The organism is Onishia niordana (genome assembly GCF_004798965.1).
Taxonomy (GTDB): domain Bacteria; phylum Pseudomonadota; class Gammaproteobacteria; order Pseudomonadales; family Halomonadaceae; genus Onishia; species Onishia niordana.
This window is the reverse complement of sequence record NZ_SDSD01000003.1, coordinates 53,308-66,885: the sequence shown is the minus strand read 5'-3', so window position 1 is coordinate 66,885 and position 13,578 is coordinate 53,308. Positions and strand designations below refer to the sequence as shown.

The 13,578-nt window shown below is 47.8% G+C and carries 16 protein-coding genes; 3 read left to right on the top strand and 13 right to left on the bottom strand.

Going from position 1 to position 13,578, the window contains the following annotated elements; genetic code table 11:
• Positions 1-78 precede the first annotated feature (78 nt).
• A complete protein-coding gene (locus ETC27_RS06950) occupies positions 79-978 on the top strand; it encodes a hydroxymethylglutaryl-CoA lyase (protein ID WP_136254290.1) in 900 nt (299 codons plus the stop codon).
• Between the two features lie 188 nt (positions 979-1,166).
• Here ETC27_RS06950 and ETC27_RS06945 read toward each other — a convergent pair whose 3' ends face one another.
• From ETC27_RS06945 to ETC27_RS06910, 8 genes are all read right to left on the bottom strand, one after another.
• Positions 1,167-1,376, bottom strand: a complete 210-nt coding sequence (locus ETC27_RS06945) for a DUF3565 domain-containing protein (protein ID WP_136254289.1) — start codon at positions 1,374-1,376, stop codon at positions 1,167-1,169.
• Between the two features lie 99 nt (positions 1,377-1,475).
• Positions 1,476-2,018, bottom strand: a complete 543-nt coding sequence (locus tag ETC27_RS06940) for a DinB family protein (RefSeq protein ID WP_136254288.1) — start codon at positions 2,016-2,018, stop codon at positions 1,476-1,478.
• 30 nt (positions 2,019-2,048) lie between these two features.
• Complete coding sequence (locus ETC27_RS06935) at positions 2,049-2,306, bottom strand: hypothetical protein (protein ID WP_168709034.1); 258 nt, start codon at positions 2,304-2,306, stop codon at positions 2,049-2,051.
• 15 nt (positions 2,307-2,321) lie between these two features.
• On the bottom strand, positions 2,322-2,564 hold the full coding sequence (locus tag ETC27_RS06930; protein WP_136254286.1) for a hypothetical protein: 243 nt from the start codon (positions 2,562-2,564) through the stop codon (positions 2,322-2,324).
• Between the two features lie 203 nt (positions 2,565-2,767).
• Complete coding sequence (locus ETC27_RS06925) at positions 2,768-4,021, bottom strand: HNH endonuclease (protein ID WP_168709033.1); 1,254 nt, start codon at positions 4,019-4,021, stop codon at positions 2,768-2,770.
• 94 nt (positions 4,022-4,115) lie between these two features.
• Positions 4,116-6,491 carry a hypothetical protein gene (locus ETC27_RS06920; protein ID WP_136254284.1) on the bottom strand — a complete coding sequence of 792 codons (2,376 nt, stop codon included), beginning with the start codon at positions 6,489-6,491 and terminating at the stop codon, positions 4,116-4,118.
• Positions 6,492-6,625: 134 nt separating this feature from the next.
• Positions 6,626-7,261, bottom strand: a complete 636-nt coding sequence (locus ETC27_RS06915; protein WP_136254283.1) for a LysE family translocator — start codon at positions 7,259-7,261, stop codon at positions 6,626-6,628.
• A 98-nt stretch (positions 7,262-7,359) separates the two neighbouring features.
• Positions 7,360-8,007, bottom strand: coding sequence for a hypothetical protein (locus tag ETC27_RS06910; RefSeq protein WP_136254282.1), 648 nt, complete (start codon positions 8,005-8,007; stop codon positions 7,360-7,362).
• A gap of 227 nt (positions 8,008-8,234) precedes the next feature.
• Here ETC27_RS06910 and ETC27_RS06905 point away from each other — a divergent pair, with 227 nt between their 5' ends.
• Positions 8,235-8,456, top strand: a complete 222-nt coding sequence (locus ETC27_RS06905) for a site-specific integrase (RefSeq protein ID WP_136254281.1) — start codon at positions 8,235-8,237, stop codon at positions 8,454-8,456.
• On the opposite strand, the gene ETC27_RS06900 is transcribed toward ETC27_RS06905, so the two are convergent.
• Positions 8,442-8,867, bottom strand: a complete 426-nt coding sequence (locus tag ETC27_RS06900) for a GNAT family N-acetyltransferase (protein WP_136254280.1) — start codon at positions 8,865-8,867, stop codon at positions 8,442-8,444. The two genes, ETC27_RS06905 and ETC27_RS06900, sit on opposite strands and share 15 nt — an antisense overlap.
• Before the next feature lie 88 nt (positions 8,868-8,955).
• Between ETC27_RS06900 and ETC27_RS17260 the strand changes: the two genes are divergently transcribed.
• The gene (locus tag ETC27_RS17260; RefSeq protein WP_168709032.1) at positions 8,956-9,108 is read left to right on the top strand and encodes a hypothetical protein; all 153 of its coding nucleotides are present in this window, start codon (positions 8,956-8,958) and stop codon (positions 9,106-9,108) included.
• Between the two features lie 84 nt (positions 9,109-9,192).
• Here the strand turns inward: ETC27_RS17260 and ETC27_RS06895 are convergent, their stop codons facing one another.
• The 4 genes from ETC27_RS06895 to ETC27_RS06880 form a co-directional block, all read right to left on the bottom strand.
• Entirely contained in the window at positions 9,193-9,801 is a 609-nt protein-coding gene (locus tag ETC27_RS06895) for a DUF1294 domain-containing protein (protein ID WP_136254279.1), read from the bottom strand.
• Between the two features lie 63 nt (positions 9,802-9,864).
• Entirely contained in the window at positions 9,865-10,290 is a 426-nt protein-coding gene (locus ETC27_RS06890) for a hypothetical protein (RefSeq protein WP_136254278.1), read from the bottom strand.
• Between the two features lie 803 nt (positions 10,291-11,093).
• Complete coding sequence (locus ETC27_RS06885; protein ID WP_136254277.1) at positions 11,094-12,041, bottom strand: diguanylate cyclase; 948 nt, start codon at positions 12,039-12,041, stop codon at positions 11,094-11,096.
• Positions 12,031-13,122 (bottom strand): cobalamin-independent methionine synthase II family protein, encoded by a 1,092-nt coding sequence (locus ETC27_RS06880; RefSeq protein WP_136254276.1) that lies wholly within the window; start codon positions 13,120-13,122, stop codon positions 12,031-12,033. Before ETC27_RS06880 ends, ETC27_RS06885 begins: the two co-directional genes overlap by 11 nt.
• Positions 13,123-13,578 lie beyond the last annotated feature (456 nt).

Genomic DNA, 13,578 nt, shown 5'->3' with positions numbered 1-13,578 from the left:
AACGCCCAGGGAAGGGTTCACAGCGCCTCCACCTAGACCTGTCGCTGGATCCGCCGCGACCACGACAGGAGAGAAGAGATGGCATTTCCCCAATCCGTTCGCCTGGTCGAGGTCGGCCCCCGCGACGGCCTGCAGAACGAGCCCGAAGCGATCGCCACCGCGACCAAGCTGGAACTGATCGACCGCCTGGGCGGCGCCGGCGTGCGCCATATCGAGGCGGCAAGCTTCGTCTCGCCCAAGTGGGTGCCGCAGATGGCCGATCACCGCGAGGTGATGGCCGGGCTCAGGCGCCGCGAGGGCGTCGTCTACTCGGCGCTGACTCCCAACCTCAAGGGCCTCGAGGCCGCGCTCGAGTGCGGCGTGGACGAGGTCGCGGTGTTCGGCGCCGCCTCCGAGGCCTTCTCGCAGAAGAACATCAACTGCTCGGTGAGTGAGTCGCTCGAGCGCTTCGCCCCGGTGCTCGAGCGCGCCAAAGCGGCGAAGGTGCGCGTGCGCGGCTACGTATCCTGCGTATTGGGCTGCCCCTACGAGGGCGAGATCGCCCCCGCCAAGGTGGCCGAGGTGGCAAAGGCCCTTTTTGAGATGGGCTGCTACGAGGTGTCGCTCGGCGACACCATCGGCACCGGCACCCCGCTCAAGGCCAAGCGCATGCTGGAGGCCGTGGCCCGCGACATCCCCATGGACAAGCTCGCCGCCCACTTCCACGACACCTACGGCCAGGCAATCGCCAACCTCTATGCGGTGCTCGAGGAAGGCGTGGGGGTGATCGACAGCTCCGTGGCCGGCCTCGGCGGCTGCCCCTATGCCAAGGGCGCCTCGGGCAACGTGGCAAGCGAAGACGTGATCTACCTGCTCAATGGCCTCGGTATCGAGAGCGGCATCGATCTCGATGCGCTGGCGGAAACCGGTAGCTGGATCACCCAAACCATCGGGCGCCCCAACCGCTCCAAGGTGGGCGTGGCGCTCGCTGCAAAGTAACAGAAGCGCAGAAATGAAAAGCCCCGAGCCGGAACACCGGCTCGGGGCTTTTCTTGTCACGCTTATTTCTCTTATCTGAAAGTTAACGCTTGCAATATGCGCGCCCACGAAATGGAGTCGAAGGCGCAATGTAGCAGGCGTCGCCGTGCCTGCACCTGGTAGGCTAACATGACGCGCTGCAGCCTAATTTAGACCTTCCCATCTGGCGGAGCGCCTTCCTCACACTTTTTACAGTTGAGAAGATGTCCGAGCATTTCATTCCGTGTTTCTAACTTTTCCACCCAAGGTCGATTCTGCCAGGGCGGATTATGCCTCACATGCTGAAAATGCCCGCATGACAATTCCGCAACCCAATCGTCGAACTCATCTTTGTGAAATCCCGTGAGTGGTTGATTCATGGTCACCTAACGCCGCCAGCACGCGCGGCTTTGTAGTGAAGGCGAAGCCGCAACATAAAGGGCGTCCGGCGGCCGTAGGCCGCGAATTGATGCGCCTTGTTATACATGAGCCTCCTCCGGAATTTGAACCAATAGGTCAGTAACCCCGATATCTTCACCAGCCTGTGACAGCAAAGTACTAGCCTGACCACGATGGTGGGTTTGATGATTGAAAAAGTGAAGAACCAGACTCGAAAAGCGTTTGTTGGCAGGAACCCCTTTGCTATTGCGATAGGCAAGCACAAAATCCAAATCACTTTCGGATAATTCAGCTACCCAATTGACTATTGTCTGATCCAACCAGGCCCGGTGCTCAGTCAGACAGCCTAAATCATCGAAAACAATCTGGTCCAAGCTGGTTGGCCTCGGAAGATCAGCGACTCCACGTAGCGAGCTCAAGCACGATGGGTGTGTAGCAAATCGCTTAAGCCAGATTGTGTCGCCAACGACGATATGGTTCAAAGTACCCAGAATAGAGCCGAAAAATGCCCGACGACCCGTAATCAAATCGTTGGCAGAGAGATGACCCGCAGCCTCATAGACCTTTGAGTTCATCCGTTGATTGTAGATGGCCAATAATTCAAAGTGATACTTCAGGCTCATCGGAGTTCCTTCTCATGTATGACGCCGCATTCAGCGGCTTGTCCGCTGCAATGCTTGATTAGAAGCGCTCATCGCATCCAGCTCGCCTGGATCACGCAAATACATTTTGACCAACTGACGCTTATCAAGGCCTTTGTTGCTAAGACCTATGTCTTCACGAATTGCTTTGTACAGTTCATCAACAGAAAAAAGTACATTACCGCCAGATTCAGATACTTTTTGAAAATCCAGCTGGGCGTTTATGACTTTTGGGGAGCCCCATAAAACGACATTCGTTTTAAATTCCACCATGAAATCAAAGAGTTATTGTTGTGATGGCGGCTCAAGAGAAACGTTTTCGTTCTGCTCAGACATCATCCTTGCCACCATATCCAAGAAGCCTTTATACAGATCTACCTTTCTTTCCCGATGAGCCTCTTCAATTTCCCGTTTTTTAATCTGTGCTTGAGTATAGAGAGCACCTCCAACACCAACTAGAACCGTGGCCATTGCCCCGACAACTGCCGCTGAAACGGATGGACTTGCACTTTCTAAGAACGTCAGCAACCTAGCCAGTATTATCCAGGATAAGATAGCCAGCACCAACGATTAACCCAATACCAAATATGAAACCAATAGCTTGGGCTATTTTTGGAGATTTGCTCATTTTCTTACCTTCTAACGCCAGCCAGCATGCGCGGCTACGGAATGGAGGCGAAGCCGCAATGAAGTAGGCGTCGCCGTGACTGGCCGAGTTAGATTCGGGTCTCTCATAGCTTTGAGATTTTCCGAATCTCTTCGCGAACCGAAACTACTTGCACAAGCTTTCCTGAGGGGAGTATTTTTACAAAAATCTCATCCGGCAATGGAAATGAATTCACGATACCTCCCTCATCCGTTCCCTCAGTGTTTACAAGATGCTCGGAATTTTTCATTATCTCGTAGATATCTGACGGCATTGCTACCCCACCTCTATCAAAGGTTGGTATGCGATCACCTTCCCTAAAGAAACAAAAATCATCCTGCGACTGTAGCTCTACAAATTCTCGCATATCATTCTCGGTTTCAAAATAATATTGAAAACGAAGCTCGGGGGGAGAAAATATTTCAGTCATGAGATCAAGCATCGATACCTTTCGAAACGACTTTCCATCGATGTCATTAACTCCTATTACGGCCATCGTTTCTGAATAGGATGAATTTGAAAGCGTTACGCCAACCGAAAACATTCCGTGAAGATGGATTAGGCAAAGCAGTCCGTGGCTTTCAGTTCCAAGCAATATTAGATAGTGTTTTCGACACTCTAGATCAATATATTCACGTAGCGAATCAAAAAGACTATGGTCAAACCCATTACCAAGAGCCACATATTTCTCTACTGAACTGTAATCTGCGGACTTTAATACTTTAGAAATCTCAACTGCTTCTGGATCAAGAAAATATTCCCCTACAGTATCAACAGCAAATTCATATGCTATTTTCAATAGCCCGACTTTGAAATCATCGAGATCTATAGACATAGAGCACTTTATACTGGGGCGCTCAAGAGTTTCGACTTTTCGATCTATTTTTTCAAGCCCCTCAAGTGGAACTCTCATTTTTTTTGATATCTTTTTTAGGATGTCATCAAGCTTTTTCTCATCTGACGCATCCACACAGATATTTACTTTAGTAAGGCCGTCCTCGACTTCTTCATACGCGACACTTGTAACCGAATAGGGCAATAAATTGTTATCTTTATCTAGCCTGACTTGAATTTTTTTCTCTGCATCTTCCGAAAGACTATGGGTTCCTGAAAAAGGGTTCGGAAGCTTGCTTGACTTTCCCTTCCAACCAAGCAAAAAACGTTGAAATTCTGAGAAGCTATGGTTGACAAGCTTCGAATCAACATAAGACCCCATATTTGAATTACAAGTTTTACAAACACTATAGATGTGGTAATAACCACCTAGTGAATCTGGAATTACATGCTCATCTGAAAATTCATCAGACTCTTTTCGGCATATAATACATAGCTCTTGCACGGTATCTCCCTCTCGCATCTAACGCCCCACTCACCGGAATTTTGGGAGCGAAGCGAGTAAAATTTCCGAGTGCAGTGGCTTGTTATGCTTCTTGTTAAAAAACCACATTTTCCCAATCGCTCCAACAGACCTTATTGCTCTCAATAAAGCTTTCGTCCCAGACTGTATCGCCATCACCTAAATTTAGGGCAACAGCAGTATCACTAGTCCTCCTAATATCTAGATTCTCTTGACCATAAGTTTGGGCTCTGATGGTATACATTTGGCACCCCATGCAGTTACAGGTGTCGGCCGTACATTCATCATAAAGCAGCAACGTTAAGTCGTTATCGAAGTCTCTGAACAGATGCGTAAACGTGCCATTTTCATTTTCAATAATAAATAGAATTGAAGGTGCATCTCTGGAGTCATCCTCACTATTAAGAGATTCCATATCTTCAACAATAGCACCCTTTAAAAGCTCTCCAGATTTATCGAAAAACGGATCAACAAGAACATTAACCCCTCGCTCGATAGCCCAGTTCATAAATCTATCAAAATCTTCATCATTTTCGATAATATTAAGCTTATACGATTTATAACTGAAACCAATACTGGACCAATTTTTAAGATAAACTTTTAGGTCCATCGGGGATGTAATAAGGAAAGCAGAGTTGTTCACATGTAATGGTTGGTTGCTTCCACTGTCAACAAATGAGATCAACGGAGCATAGTAATTTTTTACCTTATCATGAAGTAGCGATATTCCCCGAGTATATTGGGTAATTTCAAATCTTGAACACTCAATCAAATCAACAGGTTGGCTTGAATGGCTTTGTATATCATCATGCATCCCTTGGATATTACCATCTGACGAGTAACAAAGAGGGTTGCCTTTCTCCTTTGAATCTACAATCCAATTATTTAGTTGGTTGCAAACTAATTCGGCTTTTTCTGCGTCATAACGTTGGACGCGTCCGCGCTCCTGAACATACCGTACACCTCCGTCACCCAAGACGGCTTTAATACAAAGATGGCCACCTTTATAAAAAGCGGATTTAGAATTCCACAAAACGTGTTTTATTTGTTGACTAATTTCCGAAAATCCAGCCCATAAGGCCTGCCCATGGTCAAGACTTAAAAACCATCTTTGATAATCGAAATCTTGCAACTCAGGGTGTTCATCCATACCGGGATTGCTTGCAATACCTAAAACCCTATCCGATTTCCGTAGACATCTTTGATGAATTATTCCGACATCAAAAGGCAAGTTTTCTTCGTTAATTTCAATTAGGACCGAAGCATTAGAAAGCCCTTCTTGACAATGCATACACTTTGAAATCTCTTTGCTTTCAAGAACTTTCTCTCTTACTTTTTCTGAATATGCAACAGCAATCGGGCTGGCGTCAAAGTCATCATCACCATTGATCGGTCCAATCATGATCTTCTTGTCTTGAAGCCAATCTTGCTCTGCTATAAATCTTTCTGCCCCTGAAAATGTTGAAAACCGTCCATAAAGTTTATGCCTAGAGCCATCACCCATTTCGATTTCAGAGTCATGAAACTTGACTCTGAACTCACCATTTTCATCAAATCTATACAACTCTAACAAGGCAATATCAAAATCAGATAGAAAAGAATCAATTATTACGACTTCTCTTCCCGAGCAAATATCATACTTCTCTGGGTCAAACTGCATCTGGAAAACAGTGCTATGATCTTGATTAACTGCGCTCTCAGGTTTTTCATCTTTTATGAACTTCTCAATAAAAGAACCAATCCCATTAAGATCAACTGATTGGCGTCCCTTAGACCAATCCAGTGTTTTTGATATTAAATAGCCCCATAGTAATTTTGGATTAGTAGACAGCTGAGTTGAAATTGATGCTAGAAATGCCTTTTCATAACTTCCGTTACTTTCTATATCTAAAGAAATAACATATATCCGACGTATGAGGTTGTGAAGGGACTCAGTGTCATAATCAGCAAATCCATTTCTCTCTAACGATCTAGTTAGAGTGTTTAAAAAGCTCTGATATGTAATCCGCTCCGACTTGGACATAGGGTTGTCTTGAGGTGAAGCTCCATTAAGTCTTGCTGATGTTGTTATTTTTTTGAGATCAGAAAGAATTTTTCTTGATGAGTGATTCGAAGTTAATATTACATAACATTCACACTTATTCTGAGAGACTATATATTGCCTAACAAACTGATCTATCGTTTTAAAAAATTCCGAATCAACCTTGTCTGAGAGCGCAAGCTTCCTTTTTACCTGTAGATACGTTCTCGAGTTTTCATGAGTAATAACAATATCATCTACAGCATCCTCTGTTTCAAATGAAACTTTACAGATTTTCTCTTCATGTTCCCGCTCAAGGATACTGGAGCAGTCTAACTCCAACCCCATTGATAAGACGAAAAAGGCTGCGACTCGTTGCTGGAAATCTATTCCACTATTTGTGGCTGCTCCGCCTCCGGTTCCTTGCATCATTTATCTACTCAAATATTTAGTCTAGTTAAACGGAAATAGAAGCTTACCGCTCAGAAGCATAACGCTTTACTCACCGGAAAATAGCGAGCGGTAGCGAGTCATTCTTCCGGTGCAGTAACTTGTTAGCCATTATTCTACGGCTTCAAGAATGCCAATTTTGCACCAAAACCAATAAAGACGATGCCAGTGACCGACTTTAACCATTTAGTAAAGCTGGCACTGCTTGCAAGATCCTTCAACCGAGCTAGCAACAAGCCCATAGCAGAAAACCAAACTAAATTAATGAAGGCATGTGCCGAAACAAGGAAATATGCTTGGTAAGCGCTCTCACCTATAGACAAGAACTGCGGAAACGCCGCCAGATAAAACATGGATACCTTCGGGTTTAGCGCATTAGTGAGAAAGCCTTCAACGAAGGCACCTCGAGTGGATATGATATTTTGCTTCTTTTTAGAAGATAGTAACTCTGTTTTTTGCTCGTTACTCCAAACAGCCAAAAGAGATTTAACACCTATCCAGAAAAGGTATCCTGCCCCCAACAGTTTGAAGATAAAAAAAGCTTGAGCGGACTGCACGAGAAGAACCGATATCCCAAATATGGACAAGGTTCCATGGACATAAAATGCTGCAACAACCCCCCATACATTAGAAAATCCCGCTTTACGCCCAGATATGGGTACGGTTTTAGCTACCAACACACCATTGGGGCCTGGTGAAATCACTAGCAAGGTAGCCACAAAAACGAAAGTCAGCAGATTCACTATATCCATTTTTCCCTCACTTGGTTTAATAGCACTTGGACGGCTAACGCCTTGGGTAAGCCGCCGGGATGGAGCGCAGCGTAGTACCGGTCGGCTTCACCCACTTGTTAACCATTTTCATCTTCCCGGGAAGGAGCTGCGTCAACCTCCGGAACCAGCTGTTCAAAATGCTTTTTTAGCGCATTAGAGGGAACAAAATTGAAATTTTCAGTGGTCGTGCTCACGGTCAGAGAAAGCCCCTTTGCGCTGCCATCCGCATGGCGTTTCAAGTACGCCGCAATATGACGATCGAATCCAGTCTCGCAAAAGTACGCTACTTTTTCTCCGTAACCGATCATCGTCGGCAGGGCAGCACTGCCCTCCATAAACCTTACAAGCGCCATTCTCGCTTCTGCATTTTCACTGTAGATTGAGATTGAGTGGATGTTTGAGGGCCTGTTCCCGACAGAAACCGCAGAAATGGCCAGCACGGGGTTCATTACCCAAGGGAAAATAACGAAATCAAAATCTATATTTAGCGATTCTTTGTCTCTTTGACGCTGCTTTTCTGCAAGCCACAATGCAACCAACACTGCACCAAGAGCCCCTATCCCGGAAACCCATGTCCCTACCGTTGAAAGGACTGGAAGTATCGTATCTTTAAATGCATTTAGATCGCTTGAGGCACCGAAGGCTACGCCAAAAAGAAAGGCCATAGCGCAAAGCAGAACTATTGCAATTCCTATGAGCAATAGTTTTTGACCTTTCCATGGCATCTAAGTCTCCTTCGATATGGTTAACAGTGATTAGACTGCGCGCTCGTTTATTGACTTGAACGCGCCGGCACGTTCAAGTCAATAAACGAGCGCGCCATCTTCTACTAACCCATTGATATCAAACACTCCTACGCATCGCTCGGCTACCTATGCAGAATTCGCGCGCTTGCGCGATTTGCCAGATCCAATAATACTGTATGAACATCCATGTACTCGGGTAGCAACGTATGGACGCGCAGAGCAGACCACCCAAGCTGATGGATCGTGTGAAGGCCACCATGCGGGTAAAACGCTACAGCCCGCGTACCGAGAAGACCTACTGCTACTGGATACGCTACTACATTCGTTTCCATGGCGTACGTCACCCCGCCAGCATGGGTGCCCCTGAAGTGAAGGCTTTCCTGGAACACCTTGCCGACAGCAGTCTGACCCCATCAGGAAAGTTCTAGCTCCATATAGTGAACAGCACCTTCCGTCTTACATACTCGTAAACCTAACCGTTCGTAAAGCGCCACGGCGGGATTCATGCTGAACACGCAAAGCCGAAGTAGACTAACTCCTGCTTTCTGGGCAATGCCGTTGGCAAAACTGATAGCCTGGGAGCCTAATCCCCTGCCCTGCCAATCCGGCCTTATCTGTAGATCACGAATGTAATAAGCCATATCATCGTGACTCAACCGCAAGACACCCACCGCGCTGTCACCCAAGATGATCTCGTAGCTATCGAACTCTTCCCAGTTCTGATCAAATAGCTCCTGATCCCAATTAATCCCCATCTTTTGATAGTACGGCTCCATATTCTGGCGAGTCAGCCGTTCAACAAATTCCTTGTTTTTCGCTTGTCGGAACTCAGGCGTCATTTCCACTTTCCTGACGGTGATTGAACTGCCTTACGGGTTAGCACTCACGCTTGCGATACGTCGCCGCCCTTGGCGAGATACGTTAGGAATGAGCAACTCGAAAAATAGCCCGGCAGCCGAGGCGGGATATTCACCGGTGCACGTATCCCCGGGGTGGCAGACTCTTTACAGCGAGGAGCTAGGTACGCTACCGCTCCTACCCGAGCATGTGGTCGATGGCATCCGGCCATCCATGCAGTAGTCCCTACGTGTCGAGTCCCGCGTGATTAGTGACACCTTTTGCAGCCCCCATGGCGCAACCTATCATCAAGAACCCTGCCCTTATTCACAATATTTCAAGAATCTTCCCAATGAATGCCGCGCCGGTGGTTGACCCCGCCACCCCAAGAACACCGCAGTTGAGTACCACCGTAAACCAGAAATTAAGTTGGAAAGGCCGCTTGCTTGATTTATGCCGAAACACCTGTTGCGCCAGTAGCGCACCAGGCCAGCCACCTAACAATGCACAGAAATGAAGTGTATTTTCAGACGTTCGCTGAGCCTCGCGTTTCGCGGCCCATTTATCAAGGCCATACAAGACGAACGTTACCGCGCTCATTCCAGCAAAAACCCACAATAGGAATGCCGGGAACTCGCCCGCTGCAACGAACCACCACAAAACCGGAATGGCTGAGAGCGCGACGACTGAAAGGAGCACTCGCTTCGATATCAACACCCCAGAGACGGCATCAAGACCAGCGGGGCGCACATTGACGGCGCGTGCCTTACCATCTGACGCCGTGGTTACGTCATAGGAGACGTTATCACCGACTGAGGGTCGAGATGCACCACGCACCATGCCGCTGACATGAAAGAATAGCCTTTCACCACCCGAGTCGGGGTTGATGAAGCCAAACCCTCTGTCATCTTTCCAAACCGCAATGCGTCCTCGCATCAATCCTTACCCCATCTGCGCCAGGTGTCCTTGTACATCGATAATTCACCGCCGCTGAAGCCCTTATGAACTGGCGCGGCATACCGCCAGCCCTTCTTCCCGTAGATAATCGCAAAAACGCTCGACATCTACATTGCTGAAACGGCCAGAAATAAACTCACCTGGAATCAGCCCCTCGTCCCAACGCTCCGTTACCAGAATATAATCCGCCTCCTTTTCATCGCCCGGAAAGATTTCCACTACGCCAGTGGTTTGATGGACGTAGAGGTCACGAAGCTCTTTGGTACAGCCAAGGATGGGGTATTCATCGTCTATTCTGCACTGATATCCCGCCTTGGCAAAAAATTCGCTTGCGGTGGAGAACAGGGCACTAGGCTCCAAGGGCGGAGGAGGTATTTGTTCAATGTTTCTGGTGATATCACTGGCCACATTGGTGCAACCGGAGACGAGCACTGACATCAAGATGAACAACAGGTATTGCTTCTTCATGGCGGTAGTAACTCTTCACAAGAGGGGGAGAAGCAGTAAAGTAACCGGCCACGCTACCGCCCCTACCTGGGCATGTGGCGATGGCGTCCTGCCATCCATGCAGTAGTCTCGGTGTTCCGGCGATGTTGGTATTCCGCCTGATCGTCTAGGCAATCTTGAGCAGTCAAGCGTATGCGAACGTACTTATAGATCCCACCCGTCGATTAATCACGGTCGTCGCTCGCCCTGGCGTATAGGGTCTTGGGTCCGCGAGCGTCGCAACTCTTCCATATCGGGTGTGGCATACGGTGAGAGGTGATGGCGCCGCTGCAAACGAAAAGCCCCCGAGCCAGTTTTATTGGCTCAGGGCTTTATATTAATGAACATGTATTTTCCCAGGGATTTGATGCCTGGCTCAGGTTAAAGCTTGGTGACACAAAGACCTGAGTAATCGCTAACAGGGTACCCGCTTGCCAAGTGCAAGTATTTACAACATCCTGCACGAGATGATCATCTAATAGATACAACCTACTGCCCGCTTGAGAGAGATCAGAAAAAACATGAATCATGACCTGGAAAGAGCAATAGAGAGCTCTCTTCACAAGATCAGTGGCCATTTAAAAACAAGAACAAAAGTAAACGGTATATTGCCTTTACGCACCAAGCAATGGCTATCACTTTCTGTTATATAACGATGACTGAGCGCGAGTCAGCCCACGAGAACAAGTGCCTTCCAACAAGACCTAAAAAAACTAGAAAGCATAAACAAAAAGAGAAAATATTATTTTAATTTAAATTCAACAGGGTTAATCACCCAAAGAAAGTCAAGCTTCACGAAACACTATCGAGCGCACACACCCCCTGCCATCGGCTTTGGCTGCATAGAGCTGCTGATCGGCAGCATTGACCAATGCATAAGCATCATCTCCATTGATCAGCTCTACAGTGGCAACCCCAACGCTGATCGTCACGACTGGCACCAGACCTGATTTAGCATGTGGAATAGCCAGCGATCTTACTGCCCACTCCAGCTTTTTAGCCTTATCTTCACTGCCGGCCAAGTCGGTTTCTGGCAACAAACAAACGAACTCTTCTCCCCCAATACGCGCGAGCAGGTCGCCGGGACGATTAACACATCCTTTAAGCGCGGCAGCTATCGATTTTAAACAAACATCACCGTAATTATGACCATAATAATCATTGTAACGCTTGAAAAAATCGATATCGACAAAAATCACCGATAACGGCAAACGGCTGCGTTTACAGCGCTGCCACTCTTTGTTGAGCACCTCGTCAAAATAACGTCGGTTTGCAACGCCGGTGAGCCCATCGGTAAGCGCCAGTTCATTCAACCGAGCCGTTTCCGCTTCACGCTGTTTGCGAACTGAAGCCGAAATCTGTAGCGCAGTGGAACGCAATAGCTCGGTACTGTCATCAAGCATGGATGGATGAAGTTGTGGCACCGTCTTGGTGCTTTGTGCGAATCGTAAAATGCAACCGCTGACACTCAGCTCTTGCGTGACTGACACCGTCTGACGGCTGTTGATGTATTCAAACGCATGGGGCTTTGAGCCACTGGCTGCCCATGACAGATCCAGCGCTCGCTCGGGTAGCAGGCAGGCGGCAAAAATATCCTGCGCGCTAATGCCCTGCACCAAGAGCGGTGCGGCATCGGCAAATTCTTCAGCAAAACCTGGCGTCCAGTCCACCAGGTATTGGTCTGCATCAAAAACCGCAAAACTCTGACTGAAAAGAGGCTGCTCACCCATCATGGCCCCCACGGTCAATATTCAGTTGTTTTGCCGCCATTGCTGTGCCCTGCACCCGGGCGCGAATTTTTGCAAAAGCCGTTTCACGCGACGTCGACATATCATCGCAAAATGGTGAGAAGCCGCAGTCATCGGTGGTGCCCAATTGTTCTATTGGAATATGCTGTGCTGCAGCGAGCACCCGGGAGCAAACCTCCTCGGCCGTTTCAATTTCAGGAGCATTGACATCAATCACCCCGATAAAAGCACGCTGCTCTGGCTTCAGGTATCGGGCGACAATTCTTAATGCACGATCAGGGTTTTTCTCAGCAGCCATCGCAATATAAAAGTTACTTACTTTTAACTCAAACAGGCTAGGTAGTAGCTCAGCATAATCAACATCAGCGCTGTGGGTAGAATCGTGATCAGCTCCTGGACAAGTATGGATGCCTATATTCTGCTGCTCAACCACGCTGAAGCGAGAAAAAACCCTATTATTTAAATCAATAAAAGAATTCAATAAACTGCCGCTTGGGTCAAGCTTTATGGCCAGCCGCCCTTCAGTGAAATCAATTTGCACCCTCTCCGCGCCGGCAGCGAAGCAACCTCGAATTTCTTTTTCCTGCTCATCCACCAAGTCATTTAAAAACTCTTCTCGACTATAACCGGGCAGATTCTCCAGGGGATAAAAGAGACTCAAGGCCGACACTGATATAATTGCCTGCTTTATTGGCATGTTCGTGAAGGCCTTGGCTATCGGCAAGGTCTCATATCCGTACGAAGTGAAGCGAAAAGGCCCAGAAGTTAAGCGCGGCAAGCGCCTTACATGCCCATCCTGAAAAGGAATCTCAAGACCATCAGGGGCAAAATTTTCGCCCCCCTCCACCGAGTAAGTCGCAAAGCTATGCGTTTTTCGCTGTTCACCATCGCTAATGATCGGCGACCCTGTCGCCTCAAGTTCTCGGATAGTTTCTTGAACTGCCTCGTCGTAACAGGCAGACATGGTTACTGAATCAAGCTCACCGCTATCAAATTGCTGCTGAGCCAGCATCAACTTCTCAGTTCTAGGAATGCTCCCAATAGCTTCTGTAGGTATAATATACATGCTGGTCAGCCTTTTTTCATTCGGGTGTTAAATTATTTTTACAGAACTTCATTTCAGGCATTCTATTTATAGATCATCATGCTTAACGACAAAAAACCTTTCACTAAATATTACTCGCCAAGCACGACTGGGCCCGCGCAGAGGACCTGCGGGTGATACATCAAAGTCCTCAGACCGATAAAACCTATGTCGACTCGATACACTGTCCTTTTGCTCCGTCAGAGCGGGCCACACCGCAAGCGGCACCTCTGCGTCCAGAACACGAACGATAGGCTCTCACTCGGCGGCACCCACGCTACCGCCCCTGCCGGTAATGGCATCCTGCCATCCATGCGGTAGTCTCTGAGCTCCTGAAGTGTAGTTATCCATGGGCCGCAAGCATCCTTGTGTAACCAACATATCCATTAGTGACTATGGATGCAAAAAGATGATGCAGCGCAAGAGTGGCTCGTCCCA